Source organism: Lysobacter humi (ex Lee et al. 2017) (assembly GCF_054781815.1).
Genome location: NZ_BAAGTR010000009.1, coordinates 368,531 through 392,667, shown reverse-complemented (window position 1 = coordinate 392,667; position 24,137 = coordinate 368,531). Strand labels below are relative to the sequence as shown.

Annotated in this window: 22 protein-coding genes; 5 read left to right on the top strand and 17 right to left on the bottom strand. The window is 70.2% G+C overall.

Features of this window, described 5'->3' with window-relative positions:
• The first annotated feature begins 64 nt into the window (after window positions 1-64).
• Window positions 65-802 (top strand): rRNA pseudouridine synthase, encoded by a 738-nt coding sequence (locus ACYVJJ_RS08730; RefSeq protein ID WP_460832769.1) that lies wholly within the window; start codon window positions 65-67, stop codon window positions 800-802.
• Window positions 803-850: 48 nt separating this feature from the next.
• Here ACYVJJ_RS08730 and ACYVJJ_RS08725 read toward each other — a convergent pair whose 3' ends face one another.
• The 4 genes from ACYVJJ_RS08725 to ACYVJJ_RS08710 all read right to left on the bottom strand — a co-directional run bounded on the left by ACYVJJ_RS08725 (window position 851) and on the right by ACYVJJ_RS08710 (window position 5,346).
• Complete coding sequence (locus ACYVJJ_RS08725) at window positions 851-2,263, bottom strand: glycosyltransferase family 2 protein (protein ID WP_460832767.1); 1,413 nt, start codon at window positions 2,261-2,263, stop codon at window positions 851-853.
• Window positions 2,256-3,344, bottom strand: coding sequence for a HEAT repeat domain-containing protein (locus ACYVJJ_RS08720; protein ID WP_460832766.1), 1,089 nt, complete (start codon window positions 3,342-3,344; stop codon window positions 2,256-2,258). The genes ACYVJJ_RS08725 and ACYVJJ_RS08720 overlap by 8 nt, the downstream gene beginning before the upstream one ends.
• A gap of 270 nt (window positions 3,345-3,614) precedes the next feature.
• The gene (locus ACYVJJ_RS08715) at window positions 3,615-4,595 is read right to left on the bottom strand and encodes a GDP-mannose 4,6-dehydratase (protein WP_460832764.1); all 981 of its coding nucleotides are present in this window, start codon (window positions 4,593-4,595) and stop codon (window positions 3,615-3,617) included.
• Between the two features lie 469 nt (window positions 4,596-5,064).
• A complete protein-coding gene (locus tag ACYVJJ_RS08710; protein ID WP_460832763.1) occupies window positions 5,065-5,346 on the bottom strand; it encodes a thioredoxin domain-containing protein in 282 nt (93 codons plus the stop codon).
• A gap of 14 nt (window positions 5,347-5,360) precedes the next feature.
• Here ACYVJJ_RS08710 and ACYVJJ_RS08705 point away from each other — a divergent pair, with 14 nt between their 5' ends.
• The gene (locus ACYVJJ_RS08705; RefSeq protein ID WP_460832761.1) at window positions 5,361-6,422 is read left to right on the top strand and encodes a tetratricopeptide repeat protein; all 1,062 of its coding nucleotides are present in this window, start codon (window positions 5,361-5,363) and stop codon (window positions 6,420-6,422) included.
• 210 nt (window positions 6,423-6,632) lie between these two features.
• Here the strand turns inward: ACYVJJ_RS08705 and ACYVJJ_RS08700 are convergent, their stop codons facing one another.
• The 4 genes from ACYVJJ_RS08700 to ACYVJJ_RS08685 form a co-directional block, all read right to left on the bottom strand.
• A complete protein-coding gene (locus ACYVJJ_RS08700) occupies window positions 6,633-6,911 on the bottom strand; it encodes a hypothetical protein (protein ID WP_460832759.1) in 279 nt (92 codons plus the stop codon).
• Window positions 6,912-7,010: 99 nt separating this feature from the next.
• Entirely contained in the window at window positions 7,011-7,865 is an 855-nt protein-coding gene (locus ACYVJJ_RS08695) for a PA4780 family RIO1-like protein kinase (RefSeq protein WP_460832758.1), read from the bottom strand.
• A 174-nt stretch (window positions 7,866-8,039) separates the two neighbouring features.
• Window positions 8,040-9,581 carry an ABC transporter permease gene (locus tag ACYVJJ_RS08690; protein WP_460832756.1) on the bottom strand — a complete coding sequence of 514 codons (1,542 nt, stop codon included), beginning with the start codon at window positions 9,579-9,581 and terminating at the stop codon, window positions 8,040-8,042.
• On the bottom strand, window positions 9,578-10,462 hold the full coding sequence (locus tag ACYVJJ_RS08685; RefSeq protein WP_460832754.1) for an ABC transporter ATP-binding protein: 885 nt from the start codon (window positions 10,460-10,462) through the stop codon (window positions 9,578-9,580). The genes ACYVJJ_RS08690 and ACYVJJ_RS08685 overlap by 4 nt, the downstream gene beginning before the upstream one ends.
• 67 nt (window positions 10,463-10,529) lie before the next feature.
• On the opposite strand from ACYVJJ_RS08685, the gene ACYVJJ_RS08680 reads away from it, so the two are divergent.
• Complete coding sequence (locus ACYVJJ_RS08680; RefSeq protein ID WP_460833355.1) at window positions 10,530-11,573, top strand: diguanylate cyclase domain-containing protein; 1,044 nt, start codon at window positions 10,530-10,532, stop codon at window positions 11,571-11,573.
• Between the two features lie 225 nt (window positions 11,574-11,798).
• Here ACYVJJ_RS08680 and ACYVJJ_RS08675 read toward each other — a convergent pair whose 3' ends face one another.
• The 3 genes from ACYVJJ_RS08675 to ACYVJJ_RS08665 form a co-directional block, all read right to left on the bottom strand.
• On the bottom strand, window positions 11,799-13,052 hold the full coding sequence (locus ACYVJJ_RS08675; RefSeq protein ID WP_460832752.1) for a PepSY-associated TM helix domain-containing protein: 1,254 nt from the start codon (window positions 13,050-13,052) through the stop codon (window positions 11,799-11,801).
• Between the two features lie 7 nt (window positions 13,053-13,059).
• Window positions 13,060-15,192 (bottom strand): TonB-dependent receptor, encoded by a 2,133-nt coding sequence (locus ACYVJJ_RS08670; RefSeq protein WP_460832750.1) that lies wholly within the window; start codon window positions 15,190-15,192, stop codon window positions 13,060-13,062.
• Window positions 15,193-15,512: 320 nt separating this feature from the next.
• Window positions 15,513-16,718, bottom strand: coding sequence for a pyridoxal phosphate-dependent decarboxylase family protein (locus ACYVJJ_RS08665; RefSeq protein WP_460832748.1), 1,206 nt, complete (start codon window positions 16,716-16,718; stop codon window positions 15,513-15,515).
• A gap of 473 nt (window positions 16,719-17,191) precedes the next feature.
• Here ACYVJJ_RS08665 and ACYVJJ_RS08660 point away from each other — a divergent pair, with 473 nt between their 5' ends.
• Together ACYVJJ_RS08660 and ACYVJJ_RS08655 are read left to right on the top strand one after the other, a co-directional pair.
• A complete protein-coding gene (locus tag ACYVJJ_RS08660) occupies window positions 17,192-17,452 on the top strand; it encodes a hypothetical protein (RefSeq protein ID WP_460833353.1) in 261 nt (86 codons plus the stop codon).
• Between the two features lie 102 nt (window positions 17,453-17,554).
• Window positions 17,555-18,271: a hypothetical protein gene (locus ACYVJJ_RS08655; protein WP_460832746.1), complete on the top strand. Its 717-nt coding sequence runs from the start codon at window positions 17,555-17,557 to the stop codon at window positions 18,269-18,271.
• A gap of 182 nt (window positions 18,272-18,453) precedes the next feature.
• Here ACYVJJ_RS08655 and ACYVJJ_RS08650 read toward each other — a convergent pair whose 3' ends face one another.
• From ACYVJJ_RS08650 to ACYVJJ_RS08625, 6 genes are all read right to left on the bottom strand, one after another.
• A complete protein-coding gene (locus ACYVJJ_RS08650; protein ID WP_460832744.1) occupies window positions 18,454-19,398 on the bottom strand; it encodes an alpha/beta hydrolase family protein in 945 nt (314 codons plus the stop codon).
• A 47-nt stretch (window positions 19,399-19,445) separates the two neighbouring features.
• The gene (locus ACYVJJ_RS08645) at window positions 19,446-19,670 is read right to left on the bottom strand and encodes a helix-turn-helix transcriptional regulator (RefSeq protein WP_460832743.1); all 225 of its coding nucleotides are present in this window, start codon (window positions 19,668-19,670) and stop codon (window positions 19,446-19,448) included.
• Window positions 19,667-20,290 carry a hypothetical protein gene (locus tag ACYVJJ_RS08640; protein ID WP_460832741.1) on the bottom strand — a complete coding sequence of 208 codons (624 nt, stop codon included), beginning with the start codon at window positions 20,288-20,290 and terminating at the stop codon, window positions 19,667-19,669. Before ACYVJJ_RS08640 ends, ACYVJJ_RS08645 begins: the two co-directional genes overlap by 4 nt.
• Before the next feature lie 406 nt (window positions 20,291-20,696).
• Window positions 20,697-21,218: a type 1 glutamine amidotransferase domain-containing protein gene (locus ACYVJJ_RS08635; RefSeq protein WP_460832740.1), complete on the bottom strand. Its 522-nt coding sequence runs from the start codon at window positions 21,216-21,218 to the stop codon at window positions 20,697-20,699.
• A gap of 384 nt (window positions 21,219-21,602) precedes the next feature.
• On the bottom strand, window positions 21,603-22,139 hold the full coding sequence (locus ACYVJJ_RS08630; RefSeq protein ID WP_460833352.1) for a fasciclin domain-containing protein: 537 nt from the start codon (window positions 22,137-22,139) through the stop codon (window positions 21,603-21,605).
• A 429-nt stretch (window positions 22,140-22,568) separates the two neighbouring features.
• Window positions 22,569-23,816: a C2 family cysteine protease gene (locus ACYVJJ_RS08625; protein WP_460832738.1), complete on the bottom strand. Its 1,248-nt coding sequence runs from the start codon at window positions 23,814-23,816 to the stop codon at window positions 22,569-22,571.
• Between the last annotated feature and the right edge of the window lie 321 nt (window positions 23,817-24,137).

Below are 24,137 nucleotides of genomic sequence, written 5' to 3'. Positions count from 1 at the left end.
GCCTGTGGAACACACGGGTACGGAGCGACCGGTACACTGCCGCGCCCAGCTGCCGGATGACCCCGTGACCGATCCGGTCCGCCTTGCCCAACGCGTCGCCGCGATGCTGCAGTGCTCGCGCGCCGATGCCGAGCAGTACGTGCGCAACGGCTGGGTATCGGTCGACGGGCGCGTCGTCGAGCTGCCGCAGTACCGCGTGACCGACGAACGCATCGAGATCGATCCGGACGCGCGCCTTGAGGATGTCGAGCCGGCCACGATCCTGCTGCACAAGCCGGTCGGTATCGACGCGATCGACGGCCCGCGCCCCGCGCTCGCGCTGGTGACGCCCGAGACGCAGTGGGCCGACGATCCGTCCGGCGTACGCCGGCTGCAGCGGCACTTCCATCGCCTGACGCCGCTGGTGCCGCTCGAACGCGGGGCGAGCGGCCTGATGGTGCTCACGCAGGACGGCCGCGTGTGGCGACGCCTCACCGAGGATGCCGACGAGATCGAGCATGAGTACCTCGTCGAGATACGTGGCGACCTCGGGCCGTACGGCATGGCGCGCCTGAAGCAGGGGATGGAATTCCGCGGCCGCGTGCTCGGCCCCTGCGCGGTCAGCTGGCAGAACGAGAACCGACTGCGCTTCGCGCTCAAGGGCGCGCGCGAAGGCCAGCTGCGCCACATGTGTGGCCAGGTCGGGCTCGACGTCGTCGCCATCCGCCGCCTGCGCATCGGGCGCATCGGTATCGGCAAGGGGCCGGAGGGCGCGATGCCGCCGGGGGCGTGGCGCTACCTGCGCGTAGGCGAGAAGTTCTGAGCGTCCCCGCCTCGGCGGGCGCCCCGCCGAGGCAGGACCGCCGTGTCGTCAGGCCGCAGGCGCCGAGCGTGCATTGCGCTCGAACTTGTCCCAGCCCTTCTTGCCCTTCAGGAAGTCGATGCTGCCCTTGAGGCCGGCAACGAGGATGATCGGCTTGAACAGCAGCAGGTCGAGCAGCGAGTACAGGCTCATCGTGACGAGGTCGCGCGTGCGATAGTCACGGTGCTGGCGGTTGTCGATCAGCACCGCGAGCATGCTGGGCGTTGCGACGATCAGTGCGGCGAACAGCAGCATCGCCGTCACCGCGAAGCCGTCGAGCACGCCCCAAAGGCCCAGCACGAGCAGCAGCACCAGCGACAGTGCCTGCATGAGCGGCGACAGCGCTTCGAACAGGATGTTGTACGGCAATGCCACCAGGCCGACGGCGCCGTAGCGCGCGTTGAACCACATGCGCCGGTAGGCCCAGACCGTTTCGAGCAGTACCCGCTGCCAGCGCGCACGCTGCTTGATGAGGTCGCGCACGTTGTCCGGGCCCTCGGTCATCGCGACCAGCCGCGGCAGCGAGGCGATCTGGTAGCGCTGCCCGCGCCGGCGGAAGTGCTCGTGCACCCGGTAGGTGAACTCGATGTCCTCGCAGGAGAAGCGCGGGTCGAACGGCCCGACCTCGGCGAAGAGGTCGCGCCGCCAGATGGCGAACGCCCCAGGGCTGCACATCATCGCGCCGATCGCACTGAAGGCGAGCCGGTTCACGAGGAACGAGCGCATCAGGTCGATGTTCTGCAGCACGCTCAGCCAGTTGAGGTCCACCGCCCGGCAGCCGCCCTGCTGCTTCGCCTCCGGATGCCGGCTGGTGCCGAAATAGCTCGTCACGCCCAGCACCTCGCTCGGGTTCTTGAGCACGATCGCCATGCCGTCGAGCAACGCGTTGCCGCCGTAGATCGTGTCGCCGTCCACGCAGCAGAGGTACCGGTAGGCCGCGAAGTTCATGCCGCAGTTGACGGCATCGGCCTTCGAGCCGCGGTTGACCTTGCGCACCACGCTGAGACGAGGGTCCTTCTGGCTGCGGTAGAACGCGATGACCTCGCCCGCATCGAACGTCGGATTCACGCGGATGTCCGACGGCACGAGGTCGAATGCGGCGCGGAGCGTGGCCAGCGTGCCGTCGGTCGAGCCGTCGTCGACCAGAATGACCTCGAATTCCGGATAGTTCTGCTCGAGCAGCGACCTCACCGCCGCGACGACGACGCGCTCCTCGTTGAGCGCGGGCGCGATGATGCTGACGGGGATCGACAGGCTCGACTGCACGATCGGCACGGGATTCTCGACGGCCTGCTGCGCATACAGCCGCAGGGCATACGCGAGCGAGAGCACCAGCGTGGCCAGCAGGCCCGCGACGAAGAAGCCCTGGTAGGTCGCCACGACCTGCGCGAGCACCTCCACCATGCCGTGTGTATCAGGCATGCGTGGACTCCAGAGCCGGTCCGGCACCACGCAGAGCATCGGAATCTGCCGAAGCGCTGCGGATGGTATTGGTGATCTGCGCGATCGTCTCGCGCGCCGATGGATCGAGCAGCGGCCCCGCCGGCGGCAGGTGCTCGAGCGTGACCGGGCCGAGTTCGACGAGCGTGCGCTTGACCGCGAGCTGCACGGCGTCGTTGTCGTCGCCCAGGTGCCGTGCGAGCGCATGCACCATGCCCGGCTCGGGGAACCGCGCCAGGATCCGCGCCGCCTGCGTGCGGACGAAGAACACCGGGTCGTCGAGCATCCGCGGGGCCTGCTCCCGCAGCCGGGGTGCATCGAGCGCGGCGAGCGAGGCGAGTGCGATCTTGCGCACGTCGGCGGCGGGATCGGAGAGCAGCGCCGCGAGGATCGCCTCCGACCGCTCGCTGTAGCGCGACTTCCCGAGCAGGTAGGCGATCCAGTAGCGGGACTTCGGCGCGCCGCCATCGAGCCACGCGACGTAGAGGTCGGTGAGGTCGATCGGAAAGTATTCGAGGTGGGTCGCGATGCGCGACGCCGGCAGCACGCCGGCGTCGAGCGCGCGCAGCAGGACCTCCGCGGCGCCATTGCTGCCGTGCACGTCGAGCATGTCCAGCGCCGCGTAGGCGAGTACAGGCTGTCGGCTCGCGAGCGCCGTCTCCAGCAGCGGCAGGACGGCCGGCTGCGACGTGCGCGACACTGCGTAGAGCGCGGTGACCTGCTGCCCGCGCCAGCGCGACGCCGCGGCCCGCGCCAGAACCTTCTCCAGGCCGATGCGCTCGATGTAGGCCTCCGCGGCCGCCTGCGCGGGCCCGCGGCTCGACGCGGCGTTGCTCAGGTAGCGCGCCAGGTCGCGTGTCTTCGCGCGCCGCATGTGGTCGCGCACGGCCGCGACGCCCGCCGAGGACGCGCCGGTACGCCGTTCGATCGCGTCGAGGCCGAGAAGGAAGTGGCCGTAGGTGCCGCGGTAGACCAGATGGTCCAGCAGCATGAAGAGGAACAGGCCGAGCCAGAGACAGGCCGCGGCCAGCGGGAGCAGAATCGTCAGCTCACCCGCACTCATCGGCTGTACTGCACGGAGAGCGCGGGCGTCCGCTGCCGGAATGCATCGCCTTCGCGGCCGGCGCCCAGGTCGAGCCGGACGCTCGTCGACGGGCCGGGGTCACGTGCGTAACCGGCGCCCGCGGACCGACCCTCCCCCTGCACGCCCCGGCCGCCATGAACCACCACCGCCGAGTGCTCGACGCGCGGCGTGACCTGCGACGTGTGCGGCGCGCCCGCCACGGCGTTGCCGCTATGCAGGCCGGCGGGCAGAGCAAGCGCGGCGAGCGCCCTACGCGACATGCGCCGCATGGAAATCCGCGACCGCGTCGATGATCTCCTCGAGCGTGGTGGTCGGTGCGAAGCCGATCGCCTCGCGCACGCGCGAGCAATCCGGCGCGCGATCCACCGTTTCCTCGAAGTCGGGGCCGAAGACCGACTCGTACGAGGCGAAGCGGATCTCCGAATCGCTTGCGAGCTGCGCCTTCACGCGCCGGGCCAGCTGCAGCACCGACACCGGCTCGTTCGAGCCGACGTTGAAGACGCGGCCGTAGCAGTCCTCCCGCTTGACGAGCCTGCGCAGCGCCCAGGTCACGTCCTTGACGTAGCCGAAGCAGCGCCGGTGGCTGCCGTCACCGTAGACGGTGAGCGGCTGGCCCTCGAGCGCGGCGGAGACGAAGCGCGGCACCACCATGCCGTACTTGCCCGACTGCCGCGGCCCGACGGTGTTGAACAGGCGCACGATCACGATCTTCAGGCCGTGCTCGCGGTGATAGGCGAGCGCATGGAACTCGTCCAGCGCCTTGGCACAGGCGTACGACCAGCGGCCCACGTGCGTCGCGCCGAAGACGAGGTCGTCGTCCTCGTGGAACGGCAGTTTCTCCGACTTGCCGTAGACCTCGGACGTGGACGTGAACAGCACGGGCTTCTTGAGCTGGTCGGCGAGCGTGAGCACCACGCCCATCCCGTGCGCGCCGGTCTCGATGGTACGGATCGCACTCTCGACGACGCGCTGCACGCCCACCACCGCGGCGAGGTGGAAGACGTAGTCGACGCGCTCCATGAGCCGGCGCATCAGCACCGGGTCGGACACGCAGCCCCGGTGGAATTCGAAGCGCGGGTTCGCCTGGTGCGCCGCGATGTTCTCGAGCGAGCCCGTCGACAGGTCGTCGATCACCAGCACGCGGTGCCCGGCATCGAGCAGCTCGTCGCACAGGTGCGAGCCGATGAAGCCGGCGCCCCCGGTGATCAGATACGTTTCCGTGGTCTTCATTGCGACGCTCTCCGAATGGACGAGGGGACGCCGCCTGCGGGCAGGCTACGGCACGATCACTTCGCCGGTGCCCATGCCTCTCCTCCCCGCCTCGAGCGCTGCGCGATCGAGAACTCCCCGTCATCGTTCCTGCAAGTTCCGTTCCACCCCGGTTGAGGCCCCAACCTCAACGGCTTGCATACGCCTGCGCATGGAAAGCTGCCCCTCGCGGGTACCGGCAATGCCGCGCTACGTCACATTTTGGCGCTGCGAATACTACCTTGTGGATCATCCGATCACGGCACGGCCGCAGGTGATGCCTGCATGCAATGAAGCGCACCACGGAGCGTCAGGCGGCGAGGCTCATACGCGGCGCATCTTCCGCGACGATCACAGGATGACGCCCCGCTCGCATCATCGCGCGCCGGTGACCTGCGCCAGGTCCATCGGGCTGCCCTCGCGGCCCGGCACACCGCGCCCACCGCATGGATCAGTGAACATGAGCCTCGGTCGACGACTGCCCCTCGAGCCAGCGCTCGAGATCGTCGGCCCCGCCGATGCGCTCGTCACCGACGAAGATCAGCGGCGTGGTCGCCAGCCCATGCTCGGTCTTGAAGGCGTCGACCTCGGCGCGCGACGTCAGCGGTCGGTCGTCGACCGGGAGCCCACTCGCCTCGAGCAGGCGCAAGGCCTTCAGGCCGAACGGGCAGACGTGGTCGCTCAGCACCATGCGGTAGACCGTGGCGCGCTCGGCGTGCGTTTCGTTCGCCATCGGAAGCCCCAAAGATGCCGATGCTGGGCAGGTGCATGCGAGGACGGGGTCAATGCGGCGGTAGACGCATCAAGCCCGGCGGCCCGCGAGTGAATGCAGCACGACCGGCCGCGACCCGCATCGCGTGGTTTCCACCTCGCGTGAACCCTGCCGCCACCATCGTTCGCCGCATGGACACGTCATCCCGAACCCGCGCAGTTCTCACCACCGCGATCGCTGCGGTTCTTGCCTGTGCATGCAGCCGCTCGGAGCCGGAGAACTTCTTCCGCGTCGAGCCGTCCGCCCGGGTCGCCGACGAGGCGCCGCTGGAACCGGAGCCCTCCGACGCCGAATCGACCCTCGGCGAGGCACCGTCGCAAGACATCGCCGAGATTCGTGTCGACGGCCTCGACGACGCACCACCGGGTGACGGGTCAGGCCCGGGACGCGAGGCCGCGCTGCGCTACATGACCGAGCGCCGCGAAGCGCCCGAGGTCGTGGCCGGCCGTATGGCCGAACGCGCGGTCCCCGTCGATGTTCCCGACGCCGCGGCGCCACGTGCGCGCACCACAGTGTCCGCCGGCCGCCCCGTCGCGCAGCGCGAGCCGGTCACCACCGTCGCCGAGCCCACCGCGCAGATACCGCGTTCCGAGGCCGTCGCACTTGACCCCGACGGCGCGCGTGAGCTCAACCGCATCGCCATCACGCACATCGCCGCCGGCCGCACCGCGCAGGCCATCACCGCGCTCGAGCGCGCGCTGGAGCTGCAGCCACGCGACGCCGAAATCCTCGGCAACCTCGGCTATGCCTATATGCTCGCCGGCGACCATCGTGCAGCGCGCGCCCGGCTGGTGAGCGCGCTCGACATCGCACCGACGCGCTCGGCCACGTGGCTCAACCTCGGGCAGACGTATGCCGAAATGGGACAGCGCGACGTCGCGGTGGAGGCCGTGGTCAAGGGTTATCGCTATTCCACGCGCAAGCCCAGCGTCCGCTCGGCGCTTCAACGCGCCGCCAGCGGTCGGCAGTTCGACCCGGGCTGGCGCGAGGCCGCAGCCCTGGCACTCGACCGCATCGGCGCCGACACCCGCTCCTGAGCCACACGGCGCGGCGTCGCGTTGCGATCCGGTCCGCGCCGCGATGACCGGCACATCGTCGACGCTTGCACTGCGGGATTGCGATCAGTTCGAGCCGCCCCCCGCCCGGCGCGATCCCTTTCGGCGCGATCGCGGCCTGCGCCTGCTCTGCGACGCCCTCAGGCGATCGGCGTCCGCACCGCCGCGGTGTCGGAACGCATCGCTCTGCGCTCAGCCCCGCCCGAGCGCACGCGCGTCCGCGAGCGCGGCGCGCAGAACCCGGAGGTAGTCCGGGCGCGACGCGGGCGCCTGCGCCACCGCCGACGCCAGTCCCTCGACATAGGAGGACACCAGCGCGGATGCATTCCAGAGATCACGCATGTCGGCCATCGACTTCGACACGGCGTCGCGCACGTGCCAGTCGACGTTGATGCCCTTCTCCGCCTGATTGGCCAGGTCGACGACCCGCAGCAGATGCGGCGTCACCAGACCGACGACAGTGTTGTTCATCCCTTCCTCCCTGCTTTCGCAGGGCGAAGACTAGCGCGGCCGGTCCGCAGGTGGCGATGTCGGTCGTCCATCGACGCGCTGGCCAGCCGCGCAGGGCGATCAGTCCTCGTCCTGCGCCTCGCGCCCCTGCTGCCGGATCAGCGCGAGCTCGCGGGCGTCGTTGATGGCCTCGCGCACGCTGTCGAGGTCCACACGGCGCAGGTCCGGCGTGAAGCGCCCGGTGAGCGGCGTGTCCGGTTGCAGGTCGCCGGCTTCGTACAGCGCCCACATCTCCTCGCCGAACCAGGTATCGAGCAGCTCGGGCGCCCAGCGGCCGAGGCTCGCGGTGAGGTTGTTGACGTCGCGCAGCAGCATGGTGCGCGCGGCGTTGTTGCCCGCGGCGCTCACCACCTGCGGGAAGTCGATGACGACGGGGCCGTCGGGGCCGACCAGCACGTTGTACTCGGACAGGTCGCCGTGGATCAGGCCGCAGCACAGCATGCGCACGACCTGCCGCACCAGCACGGCATGGAACTCGCGCGCCTGGTCGCCGCTGAGCTCGACCTCGCCGAGGCGCGGCGCGGAATAACCATCAGCATCCGTGACCAGCTCCATCACCAGCACGCCGTGGAAATAGCCGTAGGGCGTGGGCACACGCACGCCGGCGTCGCGCAGCAGGTACAGCGCGTCGACCTCCGTGTTCTTCCATGCGGTCTCCTGCTGCTTCTTGCCGTACTTGCTCGCGCTCGCGATCGCGCGCGACTCGCGGCTGCCGCGCACCTTGCGGCCTTCCTGGTACTGCACGCGCTGCTTGAAGCTGCGCTGCGCCATGTCCTTGTAGACCTTCGCGCAGCGCACGTCGTCGCCCGCGCGCACCACGTACACCGCGGCTTCCTTGCCGCTCTTCAGCGGCCTGAGCACTTCGTCGATGACGCCGTCGTCGATCAGCGTCTGCAGGCTGGCAGGGGTCTTCACCGCGCTCCGATCGCCACGCGGGAGGGCGGCGGGGGGCGCACAGTGTCGCAGGTCGCGCCGGGCAATCCCGTGGCCGGGTTGACACATGCGACGCCCGGGCGGTCGCAGCGGGTCGGCCCCGCCCGACGCGAGACGATGACGCGATCCGGAGACGATCCCCGTCCTACCGCGGACCTAGCGCACCTGGCCGGACAGCGGGCGCCACGCGGCGAACAGCATCCCCACCGCGACCGGCAATGCGAGCGCGTGCCCGGCGAGCGTGGCGCCCGGGTCGACCACCGCGTTGAGCACCAGAGCGCCCTGCAGGCTCACGTAGGCGCTCGCGACCAGCACGAGCTCGAACGGGCGGGCATTGCGGAACAGCGCGCCGAGCGCGAGGCCCCACAGCGCGATCGACGCGCCGGTCACCAGAAGCGCGAGCGCGGCCGCGGGTGACTGCACCGCGAACCGGACGATCGCCGGCGCCGTCACCGTCCAGGCCAGACCGACCGCGACGATCACGCGCGCGCCCAGCAGGCGGCTGCGCATGCCGGACGCCGTGAACACCAGGGCGCCGGTACGCGTGTCGAGCTCGCGCAGCACCGCGCGACCGAAGACATCCATCGACAGCAGCCAACCTGCGAGAACCGCCGCGACCAGCCCCTTCTCCGGCGCGACGGCCTGCGCCACGTACACGGCGCCCATCGCGACGAACCAGCGCCGGCGACGCGGCCTCAGCGCGAGTTGCACCTCGGCGCTCACGAGCGCGCCGAAGGCGCTGCGGCGCAGCGGCGCGAGCAGGATGTCGAGCAGGCGCAGGCGACGGCCCTCGGTCGATGCCGCCCGCGCCCCGGCGCGCTGCGCTGCGAAGCGGTCGAGCAAGGGCGCCGCCGCGAGCAGCGCGACGACTGCGATCGCGATCCACAGCCCGCGTGCGGCCAGCAGGTCGGCGCCGACGTTCCACTGCGTCCAGTCGAACAGGAGCGGCGCCTTGCCTTCCAGCGCCTGCGTGCCGACGCTCAGGCCGCCACCCCCGAGGCCCGCGCCGGTGGCCGCGGCATGCTTCGACAGCGCCGATTCCACCGCGAGCATGCCCTGCGGATCGCCCGGCCAGCCGCCGCCGTGCTCGCCGCGCGCGATGTTCGTCGCGAGCAGGAAGGTCCACACAAAGAAATAGGCGACGTTGCCCGCGCTGCGGCGCAGCCACGGCACGAGGTCGAACCAGACCGCGAACGTCGCGGTGAGCGCGAGCGCCGGCAACGCGACCAGCACGACCGGCTTCACCAGCTCCAGCGCGTCGAACACGGGGACCTCGCCGCGCACGAACTGCGCGACCACACCCGTCGCCATGCCGGCGGCGAGCATCAGTCCGAACAATGCGAGGTGGCTCAGCCACTTGGCCGCGAGGTAGCCCGCGCGGTGCATCGGTGTGGCCACCAGCAACTGCCAGACGCCGGTATCGAAGTCACGCACCACCGTGCCACGCACCACGTAGAACCCCGCCAGCGAGAGCAGCGCGCCGTAGATCGACGCGATCACCAGGCCGACCCACGCGCTCGAATAGCGTGCGCGCGCGCCCTGGCCGAAGGAGACGGTGAGGTAGTCGGCATCGACGGGCGGAAAGCTCCACCACGACAGCGCCGCCAGCCCGGCGAGCAGCAGCCAGGTGCGCGGCGCGCGCAGGCGCTGGCGCAGGTCCGCTATCGCGATGGCGGCGACGATGCGCGGCGCGCTCATGCGGCGAGCTCCGCACGGTGCAGGCGCCACAGGTAGGCGTCCTCGAGGTCCGGCGCGACGGCCTCGGCATCGTTCGACGGCGCGCGCTCGCCCACCACGCGCACTTCGACGCCATGGCTGCGGCGCTGCGCACGGCTGATGCGATGCGCGGCGCGTACGTCCGCCAGCTGCTCGGAGGGCACCGTCCACTGCCAGACGCGACCGGCGGCGTCGGCCATGAGCGCCTCGGGCGTGCCGTGGAAGCGGAGCCGGCCGCCGGCGAGCACCGCGATCTCGCCCGCACTCGCCTCGATATCGGAGACGATGTGCGTGGACAGGATCACCAGCCGGTCGGCCGCGAGTTCGGCGAGGAGGTGGCGGAAGCGCGCGCGTTCCTCCGGGTCGAGGCCGACGGTGGGTTCGTCGACGATGAGCAGGCGCGGGTCGTTGAGCAGCGCCTGCGCGATGCCCACGCGCTGGCGCATGCCGCCCGAAAAGCCGCCCAGGCGACGGTCCGCGGCGTCGCCGAGCCCGACCTGCGCGAGGCACTGGGCCACGCGCTCGCCCACCGCCTTCGACGGCAGGCCCTTCACCGCGGCGAGGAAGGCGAGGAACTCCCGGGCCGAGAGCGCGTCGTAGACGCCGAAATCCTGCGGCAGGTAGCCGAGCTCGGCACGCAGCGGGTCGGGCCGGTGCGCGATGTCCTCGCCGCGCCAGGTCACCCGGCCGCTCGTGGGACGCGTGAGCGTGGCCAGCAGCCGCATCAGGCTCGACTTGCCGGCCCCGTTCGGGCCGAGCAGCCCCAGTACCCCCGAGCCCAGCCGCATGTCGACCCCGTCCACCGCGCGGTGGCCGCCCGGATACGCGTACCCGACCGACTCAAGCACCAGTTCGACACCCATGTCCCACCCCGCTCCAGAATTCGTATTGGTAGCGTAGTGATGTAGTACACCCAGTGTCTGTAGGCCGATCGTCAGGGATAGGCCCTGGGGGTGCCCCAATCCACACCCTTGTGCACGGCACCGGGGACACGACCGCTGTGCCCTCCACACATTCGCGAGACGTGCATCGCCTGCTTGCCGCCGCCCGCATTTCTCCGCGTCTACACCCGCAGGCCTGCGCGCCGTTAAGGTCTCGAATGGCTGCCGAGTCGCCTCCGCTCGTCGAACTGCTCGACCTGATGCCCGACGCGGTCTGCGTCGTGGATCCGGACGGCGTGCTGCTGTACGCAAGCGCCGCGTTCGAGCGGATGCTCGGGTATCCGCGCGCGGCCCTGCTGGGCACCCGGTGTTCGACCTCGTCCACCCCGACGACCGCGACGCCACGCGCCAGCAGGCGGCGCGGCTGATGGACGGCCGCGGGCAGCGCCATTTCCGCAACCGCTACCTGCACCGCGACGGCCACGCCGTCGACCTGCTCTGGTCGGCGCAGTGGCTTCCCGCGTACGGCGTGCGCGTCGGCGTCGCCCGCGACGTGAGCGAGCTGCGGCGCGTCGAGCAGGAGCTTGAAGACCTCGCGAACCACGACATGCTCACTGGCCTGCCCAACCGGCGACGCCTGCACGAGCTGCTGGTACGCGCCGTCGCGGATGCGGCGGACCGTGCCACACCCCTTGCCGTTCTCTACATCGACCTCGACGGCTTCAAGGCGATCAACGATGTCCATGGCCACCCCGCCGGCGACCGCGTGCTCACGGAGGCGGCGCGCCGGTTCCAGGCCGGCCTCCGCCAGGGCGACACCGTGGCGCGCATCGGCGGCGACGAATTCATGGCCCTCCTGCCCGGCTGCGACACCGCGGGCGCACGCGCTGTCGCCGATGCGATGCGCGCGCACCTGCGGCGCCCCATCGTGCTCGAGGGCGTCCCGCTCGCGCTGGTCGCGAGCATCGGCATCGCCGCCTTCCCTGCCGATGCGCGGGACCCGGAGTCGCTCATCGCCTGCGCCGACCGCGCGATGTATGCGGCCAAGCGCGAACGCGCGCGGCTTGCGGACGCGCCGGTCGACTTGGCCTGACTTGGCGCGATGCAGTCGACCGCAGCGCGCGGTGGAAAGTCGAACGTAAACGGCTCCGCGACATCCTGGGATCGACGCCGGTCTCGTTCCGCGAGCTGCGTCCGCTAGCCCGGGTTCCGGCGTGTACGTCGCCCGCGCGGTGAGCGAACTTCTGCCGGAAGACCGGAAAGCCGATGACATGCATCGCGCGTGGCACGGGCCGCGCCGGGATCCTCCGCGCCGCGCTCAGTGCGCGCGCGCCCGTCGCGCGCCGCGCTTGCGCCACCACAGGTAGACGCCGGTCACCGAGAGCAGGCACGTGGCGAGGCCGATCACCACCACGGCGATCTGCCACGCGCGGCCACCGACCGATGCGATGTGCAGGCCCACCAGCCAGTCGTCCAGCCCCTGCCCGCTGACGTCGCCGCGCGCACGCTTGAGCGCGACGATCCGGCCCGACTCCATGTCGAAGAACATCCGCGACTGCGGACGCTTCGACGGCAGGTCATCGGACGCGGTGAACCGGTACTCGAACGCGCTCGCGCCACGCCGGAACCCCAGTGCGTCCTCCGCCACCACGTGGAAGCCCTGCCGCGCGCCGAGTTCGCGCACGAGTGCGCGCGCCTGCACCAGTCGCGCGTCCCAGTCCGGCCGGTAATCGGCGGGGGCTGGTCGGTCGGGCAGTTGTGCGAACACATCGCGGTAGCCCAGCGCCGACATCACCGGCGTGTACGCCCCTCGCAGGTTGAAGCCCACGCTCGACCACGCGAACACCAGCAGGATCGGCCACAGCCACAGCCCGCTCGCACGATGCCAGTCGAAATGCAGCGAGACCGCATTGCGCGGCGGCAGCCGCACGCGCCATGCCTTGCGCCACGATGCCCAGCTCCAGCGCGCCGGCGGGAGCGTGAGGTAGAAGCCGACCAGGCAGTCGAGCGTCCACACCAGCGAAACGATGCCCAGCAGCCAGGCGCCCCACTCTCCGAGCGCCAGCTCGTAGTGCAGCGCGAACACGAACGGCATCAGCTGGTGCATGCCTTCGGACAGGTCGGCCGACGTGCCGCGATGCACCTCGCGCCCGGTGTAGGGATCGATCGCGACCTCGTCGAAGCCCAGCGGGGCATCGCCGCGTGGCGCCGGGAAATAGACCCAGGCATGCCCGGGCGTCGCCGACAGCGTCATGCGGTCGATACGCGCCTCGGGTACGGCACGCTCCGCCGAGCGCAGGAGCGCACCGGGGTCGAGCAGCTTCGCGCCCGGATGCGGCGGTTCGACCTCGACCCAGTCCGCAGTCGCCGCGTGCAGTTCCTCGTAGAACGCGAGCAGCATTCCGGTAAGCCCGGCCAGCGCGAGAAACAGCGCAAGGCTCAGCCCCGCCCAGCGATGCACGAGCACCCACAGCGGCCGCAGCGTAAAGCCGCGGCGCTGCGCGCGAGCGGTGGCCGCGTGGTCCGGCCTCGCATCCTCGCTCGAGAGGGAAACCCGGGCGGCGCCGTCCATGGGCGCCTCAGAACCTCGCGCGATAGCCGAGCGTCAGCCGGCGGCCCTCGGCGAGCGTAGGCACGAAGCCGGAAGCCGATGCCGTCGTGTTCTCGTAGCGGCGATCCAGAAGGTTCGCAACGCCCACCACCACCTGCCCGCGCCCCGTCTCGAACGCGATGGTGGCGTCGGCGACGAATACCGAGGGCGTCTCCACGAAGCCGAGCGACTGCTCCGACGTCGAGAAGAAGTCCGTCGCCGCGATGTAGGTGCCCTGCAAGCGCGCGGACAGCGCACTGCCCGAGAACCAGTCGGCGTAGGCGGTGAGCCGCGTGGGCGATACCGTGTCGGACGCGAACGGGATGAAGCGCCCGAGCGCCTGGTTGTAGATCTCGCCCTCCTGCCACGTGAACACGCCGCCGAAGCCCCACTGCGGCGATGCGTCCCAGTGCGCGGTGGCTTCCACGCCATGGACGCGCTGCGGCACGCGGAGCGGGATTAACGGGCAGAACGACTGCCCGGCACAGCTCGGGTCCGCCTGCAGCAGGGACGCCGCCTCGGACTCCGAATAGAACGCCGCGACCGTCATGTCGACGGGACCGAGCCGGCCGCGCGCGCCGACCTCCCACTGGTCCGACACGGCGGGCTCCGGGCTGATGAGCCCGGGATTGGTGGCACGACGCGCCGCACGCCCGAGCTGCGTGATCTCCGCGCCCTGGTTGTAGCTCGCATACAGCTGGAAGCGCGGCAGCAGATCGAAGATCACGCCCAAATTGCCGAGCAGCAGCTCCTCGTCGCGGAAGTCGCCGGGCGTGCCGGTGCCCGGCAAGCCTTCGAAGGCGCGCTCGGTGCCGATCTCGCCGCGGTAGAACTCCTTGCGCAGGCCGCCGGTGATCCGCGTGCGGCCCAGCGACCAGTTCGCCTGCGCGAACACGCCGGTGGTGTCGAGCGTGACCTCGGGTGCGATGAAGCCGATCACGCGACGCGGATGAGTGGGATCGAGCTGCAGGCGGATGAGCCGGTTGCGCTGGTGGTCCACGCCGTACTCGATCTCGAGCGCCGAGCCTGCGACCGAGAAATCACGCGCGAGCGTCAGGCGCAGGCCCGCGGTCGAGTTGTCACGATCGTCACTGAAGAAGTCCGGCGCACCGCCGTTCGCGTCCTGGAAGTTCGCGCGCTGGCGGAAGGTCTGGTCCTGCCAGAACGCCGTGGCGAACAGGCGATGGCCCGCCAAGCGGTCGGCCTCGAGTGAGACCGCCAGCGTGTGCTGCCGATCGAAGCTCTCGCGACGGAACGGGTTCGACTGCACGGCGATCACGCGCGGGAAGGCGACGCCTGCGTCCACCTCCGCGCCATCGACGTTGTATTCCTGGCCCGGATCCTCGCGGTATGCAGTGGCCGTCGCGCGCAGTCGAACGCTGTCGCTGAGTTCCACGCCGACCGAGCCGTTGAGGCCCATGCTCTCGAACGCCGTGGCGGGGATGTAGTCCCCGTTGGGATCGCGTGCGCCCTCGGCGTTCTGGTAGCCCAGGCCCACGTAGTAGTCGACGCCGCCGCGGTCCTGGCCCACGCCGCTGTAGAGCTCGGTACGCGTGGTGCCGGAGAACTTGCTCGTGTTCGCGCTCACCTGCGCGGCCACGTCGATCTCGGGCTCGGCGCTGGTGGCACGCCGTGTAATCAGGTTGACGATGCCGCCCGGTGCACCCGCGCCGAACAGGGCCGTCGCGCCGCGCACCACTTCCACGCGCTCGATCGCGAACGGGCTGAGCTGGAACGCCGAATTGCAGTTCGACGGCCGCAGGTCCTGGTTCGCCGGCACGCCGTTGATCTGGAAGCTCGGATTGCGGCCGCGGATGTTGATCAGGCACTGCGAGCGCGAGCCGGTGGAAAGGTTGAGCCCCGGCACACTCACGTCGAGCGCGCGCAGGATGTCGGTGGACACCGCCTGCTGCGCGCGCAGCGTCTCGCCGTCGAGGATCGACACCGCCGTGGGGATGTCGCGCAGCTCGCGCTCGGTGCGTGCACCGGTCACGGTGACCCGGTCCAGCTCGTCGGGGGTGTCGGTAGTGCCCTGCGAAGGCGTGTCCTGTCCGAGGGCGTCGAGGTGACAACCCATGGTTAGACTGAGGCCGAGGGCGAGAGCGAGGGGGCGACGGGTCACGGGCCTTCCAGATGCGAACGATTCGCATTTATTGTGAAGGTCCTGTCGATGGCGGTCAAACGGACCGCCGCGCAGGCCGCGCGCCGCGGACAGCGCGCCCACCTGCCACCCACGCGCGTCGACTTCGCGCAAGTTCGCGGCCGTGACGGCTGAGGCCTGTGACGCGGGGAGCGGCCCTGGAAGGCCGGCCGTGCTCGGACGATCGAACCGCGCTGCTTGGCCCGCTGCGGGTGAACCGGCCCGGCATGCGCCGCTGCCGGCGCCATTCCAAGTCCCGCCGGTAGCGGATGGCGATTGGCGAATCGCGTGGCTACCGCGCTCTACGCACGCACGAGCGCATCGATGATGTCGTCGATCCGCACGGTCGGGTTGGCGGCGACGCAGCGGATCCACTCTCCCCCGTCGACGATCGTGGTCGACGTCATGCCGGACGGCGCGCGCCGCACGATCTCATCCACCCTGCCCTGCACGGAGCGGAACAGCACGACGCCGGTCTGCGGCACGGCGAAGAGCTCGAGGCCCGGCGCCGCCTGCACCGCGACGGCGAGGCGTTCCGCGGCAGCCATGCATCGATCCAGCCGTTCGGCGATTCCGCTGCGGCCCCACGCGAGCAGCGTCCCGAGCAGCGGCACCGCCGCCGCCCCGTGCGAGCCCAGCACGCCGACATTCGGCGCCGCGAGGTAGGCGCCGCCCGAGCTGATCGCGGTGTTGGCGCGCGCGGTGTCGCGGAAGAAGACCAGCGCCGATTCCTTTGGCTGGAACAGCCATTTGTGCGCCGAGACGGCGACCGAGTCGGCGCGGTCGATCCCGTCGAGACGCGATGCGTGGCGCGCGGACAGGCGTAGTGGTCCCGCCCACGCCGCGTCGACGTGCGTCCACGCTGCGCGACCGCACAGGTCCAGGGGATCGATCGCGCCAGCCGACGTCGTGCCCGCCGTCACTACCAGGCAGGCATTCGCGAGATCCGGCAATCGCGAGGCATCCAGACGCTGGGCGCGATCCACGGGCACTTCCTCGTAGCCCATCCCCAGCAGTCTGGCGGACTTCGCGATGCTCATGTGCGAAGCCGTGGACGCGACGACACGCGTGGCACCCGCGACATCACGCGCCGCCCAGAGAGCGGTGAGGTTGGAGATCGTGGAGCCCGGCGTCATGTGGCCGCCGTCCATGCCGAACATGGGTGCGAGCCAGTCGACGACGAGTGCTTCGGCCTTCCTCGCGAACGGCGCCGTCGCGGGATGCAGGAGGTTCTGGTTCAGGCGTGCATTCCAGAGCGTCAGCGCCCAGGTGAGCCAGGGCGTCGGCGGGTCCATGTGCGCGAACGCGTGCGGCGCATCCAGTCGCGCTGCGTTGCCCAGCACCGCCGGTGCGAGCACCTCGAGCGCGGCATCCGGACCGATGCCTTCCACGGGAAGAGTGGGCGGGAGCGGTGCCCCGCTCTCCGCGGCGTCCCGGCCCGCACCGAGCAGCTCCAGCGCTCGGAGCAGCCCGCACGCGTCGACTTCGAAATCGGGATCTCGTGCCACGCAGGGTCCTCGTCGGGACGCGAGACGGCGTCATCGCGAGCGATTATGTCGCGCAGGGGGGCTCAGCCATCCTGCCCTCGACTTTTCGCCATGCCCCTCGCGTTCGAAGCGCGGAGCGCAGGCGCGCCGCGTGCGCCACGACGTCGTGCGCCATCAGGCGAACTGCTTCGCTGCCGACGTCGACAGCGTCGACGTTACGCGGCGCTTGGACGCACAGAAGAAGATGCAGTCGCACGACAGCGCATCGTCCAGTACGCAGCGCTCGATACATCGTGCGATTGAGGCGCACCGACGCAGCACCGCCGATCGCTACGATGAAGGCGGAGATCGCGCGATCGTTCCATGCGTCGACACTCACGCGTATCGCCGTCTTCACGCAACGTCGACGTATGCCAACACGACCTGTACGCGGCTCATGGCCGCTTCGGAAACGTCGTTATATTCCCGACTCCCCCAACGCAAGGAGGATTGGAATGACGAAGCAATATCTGCCGACGACACGTCTGCTGGGCGTGGCGATGATCGCCCTGAGCCTGTCCGCATGCGCCACGTACGACGACGAGTTCGCCGCCGTGAATTCGCGCCTCGATCAGATCGACACCCGCGTACAGGGCGCGGCCCAGAGCGCCGAAGCCGCCAACCAGTCCGCACAGCGCGCGAACCAGCGCCTGGATCAGCTCGAAGGTCGCGTCCAGCGGATCGAAAGCGCGCCGGGCCGCAGGCCGCGCGGTTGATCCTCCATCGCACCCTTTGCAATTCATGAGATGAGCCGGAGCCGGTGGCCGTGTCGGCCACCGGTTCCTCGCCACGACGTCTCGAGGAACTGCCTTATCCGTATGCGCACCCATTCCGCGATCGGCACGATGTTCGGCGTATTGATGCTTGCATTCGCGGGCGCCGACACGGCTCACGCCAAGGACTCCGGCACGAAGGCGACGACGGCCGCCGACCAGCTTCCACCGGGCCAGGACGTCTCCGACACGGTGGTCGAGCTCGCAGGCTGGGTCGTCGCGGCGAACGACAGCCTGGGCTATCCGTTCGCGGTGATCGACAAGGCGTCCGCGCAAATCCTCGTGTTCGGCAGCGACGGTCGGCTTCGCGGCGCCGCGCCCACGCTCCTCGGCTCGGCGACCGGTGACCACACCGCGCCCGGCGTCGCCGGGCTCGCGCTGCGCGAGATCCCCGGGCGCGATCGAACGACGCCGGCCGGGCGCTTCGTAGGCGGATTCGGTCCGTCCGTCGATGCCGGGCGCGTCCTATGGGTGGACTACGATTCCGCGGTCTCCATCCATCCGATTCCACCGGGAGCGCCGGCCGAGAAGCGCGCCGAGCGCCTCGCCTCGCCCACGCCCGACGACAACCGCATCACGCACGGCTGCATCAACGTCTCGCCCGAGTTCTACGAGCGCATCATCCGCCCGACGTTCAAGCGCGGCGGCGTGTTCTACATCCTCCCGGACCACGCATCGATCGGGGAAACGTTCCCGGAGTTCGCGCAGGGCCGCACGGCGGCGCACGAGGATGGCAAGCGCTCGCGCGGCAGTCGTGACTGAAGTGCGATAGCCGGCCCGTCGCCGATGTCTCTCCATCGGGCGGTCGACACCTGATGCACGCGAGCCGCGCGATGCTCGACATGTGCAAGCCGCGACGATGCGTGGTCGCCGCGTTCAGCCCAGTGTCGCAGGCGATCGACGCTGCCGGCCGCTAAAGTCGCCCTGCACCTGCAGCGATGCGATCAGCGGCTTCCTCCGACGCGCGAAGCAGGCACCGGCGCACAGCCCGGCCGCGTCGCGACATGCGCCCGAAGGAAGGACTCGATTCGGTCGAAGTGCCCGGCGACCGACTCGTGTCCACCGTCGACCACCAAGAGCTCATGCGCGTGGCGGAACCCGGCGCCATCGAGGCGTTGCAGCATGCGGCGCGACATCCGTACCGAAGGCCACATCTCGTCCTCGCGGGCCGCGGCCAGGAGGATCGGGCCGCCGATCCGCTCGACCGGGATCGCTGCACCGGCGGCCGCCTCGCCTGCCAGCGTGCGATCCATCACCGCGTGGATGTCGCCGCCGATGAGGTCCGGCGTCGCCGCCCATGGGATCGGCGCGAACGGCACGGGCTTGCCACGGTACGACCAGGAGGACGTGTTCATCGCGTCGGTATGCGCCGCGAAGACGGTATCGCCCGGGGCCATCGCGACCACCGCGTCGATGCCGGGATCGTGCGCGGCGAGCACCAGTGCGAGCTCGGCGCCCTTCGAGCCGCCCATCAGAATCATGCAGTCACTGTTGACCGAAGGATCAGATTGCGCGTCGCGGATCGCGGCCTGCACGCCCTCGAGCGCGATGCGATCCAGGTTCTGCGGCGTGTTCGGCAGGCCGAAATAGCCCAGTGCGAGGAATGCATAGCCCTGCGTCTGGAACCGATCGCGTTGCGCACGCCACCGGTCACGCGCCCAGCTGTTTCCACCCTCCGCGCCACCGAGGCCGACGATCAGCGGCCGCGGTGGCCCGGGCGGCGCATACAGGCGCGCGTCGACCTGTCCATGGCGCGCGGGTGGCGTCTGCGTGTCGAAGCTGTACACCCGCCAGGCCAGCCACGCGGCACCGGCCAGCAGCAACGCGAGCGCGATCCCGACGAACCACAGCAGGATCTTGAGTACGGCCGGAAACGCACGTGCGGTCATGGCGGACGCCTTGTTCGATGAGGGAAATGACGGGGCGACCGCGCGGATCAGTCGCCGTCGGTACCGGTCCAGAAGAAGACGTCGTCGACGCCGAGGCCGAATGCCCTCGCCAGCCGCATCGCGAGCTCCAGCGACGGCGCATAGCGCCCGCCCTCGATCGCGATGATCGTCTGGCGCGTGACGCCCACGCGGCGCGCGAGTGCCTCCTGCGAAAGCTCGCCATGCTCGAAGCGGAGCCTGCGCAGGTGGGTGCCGACGGGTGAGGTGGTCATGGAACGCCGTCCGCCTCGGCTTCGGCAGCCGCGGCGTCCTGTGCATAGGCATGCAGGCGCGCGATCGCGTCGACCAGCACGCTGCCGATGACAGCCAGGATCAGCGCGTGGGCGATCGTCGGCCGCGACAGTTGCGCCACCCAACCTCCGTGCACGAAGCCCAGTGTCAGGATCTGCACCGCGAGCACGGCGAGCAGCGCGTAGTGCGCCGCGCGCAGGCCGAGCGCCGCGATGGCGCGGTCGCGCTCGTCCGAGCGCGGCGACGGGTCGCGCACGATCCAGTAGGCCAGCAGCGCGCCTGCCACCAGCGTCCAGCTGTCCTGGCCGAGCGCATCGACCACCGGGGTATGCATCACCAGCGTGGGGCCAATGCGGTACAGCGTGGCGAACAGGTGGGCCGCGACGACGGCATTGGCGACCAGCGATACCCAGAGCATTCGTTCGGGCGAACCCGGCGCCGTGCCGGCGAGCACGCCCCAGCGCCGCCGCACCGCGAATGCCACCGCGACCATCAGCAATGCCCCGGCCAGCCCCGGTCGCAGCGGCCACACCGCCGCGCCGCTGGCGAGCAGCACGCCGAGCCCGATTCCGACCATGACGACGATGAGGATGCGAAACATGTGTCTGGTCCGACGGACAGTATGTCTGCTAAAGCTTACATGCGTGGCGGCAGCAGCGGCAACTTGTCGGAGCCCGGCCAATGCGGGCACGTTGGCCTGACCAGGCCTGGCCGCGCCGCGGTGCGAGAACCGAGCGCTGCTCCGATCCCGATGCAGGTCCTGACTGCTGTACGCGTCACTTGGCCTGACGACCGTCGCGCGCATTGCCGCGAGCCGCCAGCTCCCGGTCACTGGGCAACGACGGCTATCCGCCGCGGACGACGCGGGCGCGAGCCGCCTTCAGGCAGGCGCGATGCATGCAGCAGGAGGCCAAGCGCCGGCCTCACGAGGAAGGCGCCCGATCGCGTTCTAGTAGCCGGAGTTCACCGGCAGAAACACGCGATCACGCCGTGCCCGGCGTTTCGCCTCAACGCAGCGCGTCGACGATCGCACGTGTGAACGCCGGTACGTCGTCCGGCTTGCGGCTCGTGATCAGGTGTCCATCGACCACCACTTCGCGATCCGCCCAGCGCGCACCGGCATTGGTGAGGTCCGTGCGCACCGAAGGCCACGATGTCACCTCGCGGCCGTCCACCACGGCCGCCTCGACGAGCAACCACGGCGCATGGCAGATCGCGGCGAGCGGCTTACCGGCGCGATCGAACGCGCGCACGAAGTCGACCGCCGCCGGGTCGATGCGCAGCTTGTCCGGATTGATCTGCCCACCCGGCAGCACGAGTGCATCGAACTCATCGGCCTTCGCGTCCGCGAGCTCCAGGTCGACCTGCACCTCGTCGCCCCAGTCGTCCTCGTCCCAGCCCTTGATGCGCCCGCCCTTGGGCGATACGACGAGCACCTCGAAGCCCGCCTGCCGAAGCCCGTCGCGGGGCCCGGTCAGCTCGGTCTGCTCGAAGCCGTCGGTGGCGAGGATGGCGATGCGCTTGGCCATGGGCGTGCTCTCCGATGCGGGGAGCGAACGCTAGGCCGGGCCCGGTCGAACGGTCGTGAACAGCAGAAGACAGGCACACCCCGCAGAGCGATGCGGCGCACGCGGCTTGCCTGACCGGCGTCGGCGCCTCGAGCACCGTGATCACCCTTCGCGACCGTCGGCGGCGGTGTCGAGAGCGATGAGCTCCCTCGACACCGCCATTTCGTAGACCCGGCTGCGTACGCATGCGGACCCGCTTCCGCATCCACTGGGAACAGCGGGCGCATGGCGCACATGCGCACCGCCGGGACGGAGCAGAATCGTGTGCGGAGGCGACACCGGCGCGAGGCCAATCGCCCGTCGCCCGGCAGGACCGGCGGCGCATCCGCGCCGCCGGTCGATCCGTTACGGCATCAGCACCGTATCGACGACGTGGATCACGCCATTGCTCTGGTAGACGTCCGCTGTCGTCACGACCGACGTACCGCCCTTCGCATCCACGATCACGACGTCGCTGCCGCGCATGCGCGCCGTGAGGCTGCCGCCCTGCGCCGTCTTCAGCATCGCGCTGCCACCGCCGGCGCGGATGCGCGAGGCGAGTTCGGCGGCATCGATGCGGCCGGGCACCACGTGGTAGGTGAGCACGGTCGTCAGCATCGCCTTGTTGTTCGGCAGCAGCAGCGTGTCGACGGTGCCCGCGGGCAGCTTCGCGAACGCGGCGTTGGTCGGCGCGAACACGGTGAACGGGCCGCTGCCCTTGAGCGTGTCGACCAGGCCGGCGGCCTTCACTGCAGCGACCAGCGTGGTGTGATCGGCCGAGTTGACCGCATTGTCGACGATGTCGCGCGTGCGCAGCATCGGCGCGCCGCCCACCATCGGATTGGCACCTGCGGACGCGGATACGGACGCATCCGCGGACGCCATCGAGCTAGAGGAATCCATACCGCCCGTCGCGCAGCCCGCGAGGGACAGGGCGGCGGTACAAGCGAGCGTGAGTGCGATCAGGGATGTCTTCATGCGGATCTCCTTGGGGGACGGTGCAGCGGCGATGCGGAAGGCCCGCAGGTCGCCATGCCCCCGGAGTTACGGCATCACGACGGATGCGGATGCACCTTGCGACGGATCGCGCTGGCCTCGCGCCTGCCGACGCATCCGAATGCGAACGCGGACTAGCGAGCGGCGCGGGTGCTGATGTCGACCCGAGCGCCGGTTCGATACGACTTGACGGCGCTGTGGAAACCCAAGCGTACGAGTGCAAACGGCGCCCCATGCCGCATGAGGAATCGCGACCTTGCCGACGCAATGCAGCAGGCCGGCATCCAGGATGCCGGCCTGCTGTCGGGGATCGAGCGGTGTCCGACGCGCCCGGCGTCAGCGCGCGACGCCAAGGCCCGCGTAGTACTTCTTGAACGCCTCGATGCGCATCGCGAACACGCCGCCGGTGCCCAGCGGCGTGTTGCGCACCCAGCTGGCCTCATGGGACGCGAAGCTGCCGTTGAAAGTATCGACGCGACCCTCGTGCCGCCCCCACGGATTGCGGAGCACGATGTAGCGCTCGATCGCCGGCGGCTGGCCGAGGACGGACAGGCCCGACGTGCGGGTGATCCAGCCGAGCACCGAATACGCGTGCCAGCCGACGATGCCGGTCGAGGCGTCGTACGCGATCTTGTCGGGTGCGTCCTCCGCCTTGGCGTACGTCCAGGCCGTCATCGGGTTCACCGTGCGCCCGCTGCGGACGCGGTTGAAGATCGGCACGATCGGCCCGGCGGGCTGCGGCGTGGCGATGCAGTTGTCGCGCAGCTGCGTCCACAGCGCATCGGCGGTGGTGCCGTGGGTCGCCGTGTAGTGCGCGGTCGTGCCGGGCACCAGTCGCGCGCAGGCATCCACCGGGTCGCCGGCATGCAGCACCAGGAGGTCCGGCTGGTCGGTGAGGTTGCCCGAGCGGAGCTTCGCGAAGGCCTTCTCGTACACGCCCGGCCACACTTCGCCGCCTTCCGCCGAGCGTCCGAAGCGCGGCAGGCCGGTGGCGGTGTCCACGGGCACGCGCTCGCTGACTTCGAAGCGCTTGGCGGCGCCCGCGTCGATCAGGTCGATGGCGTTGACGAAGGCGTCCTGCCCCGGCCCGGTCGTGCGGTTGCGCTGCAGGATCGCGTACGGGCGGCTCATCGCGACGGACGCCAGCGCCGCGATCAGCCAGCAGTCGCCCACCGCGCCCTGCACCGGGTCGGCGAATTCCGTGCCTTCCTCGAAGAAGTCGCCGGGATCCGTCCAGCTGGCATTCTCGTACTGCGTCTCCTGCAGGTGCGGCAGGAGCTTCGGCGTGAGGATCTCGGCCAGGCGCGTGCGCAGCGCCGGCGAGATGTTCTGGTGCAGGTCCGCACGCAGCTCGCGCAGGCGCGGGGCGCGCGCGGCCTCCGCGGTTTCGGCCTTGAGCGGCGCCTGCAGCGCGAAGGTCGGCGCGCCGCGGCCGCCGTTGAACAGGGCGTCCGCGGGCGTTTCCAGCGTGCGCTCCAGGATCTCCATCGGCCGCTCCACGCGGTTCCAGTCGATGCGCTTGCTCAGCACGGTTTCGGTGAGCGCGTAGGGGTTGACGGCACCGCTCAGCATGTTGGTTTCCATGGCTTCGAATCCTTCCGTTGCGGGTGTAGCGAAGTGGGGTGCCCTGGCGCGGCATGCGGCCAGGGCGCTTTTACAGCCCCCACAGGATCGGCCTGGCCCGTCGCGCAAACTGTCGGGCGATGACGTCTTGTGCCGTCGGACTTTTCCCCATAAGCAGCGGTCGTCGCGCGCTTCTCCGGATGTGCCGTCAGCAACATCGCCCAAGGCCGCTTGGAGGCGGCATTGGGCGCTTGAAGACGGTCGCGATGCGGAATCGGCCGGGACGTTGCACGACGCGTGCTCAGTCACGGCGCGCGCTCAGTGCACTGCACTCCGACCTCG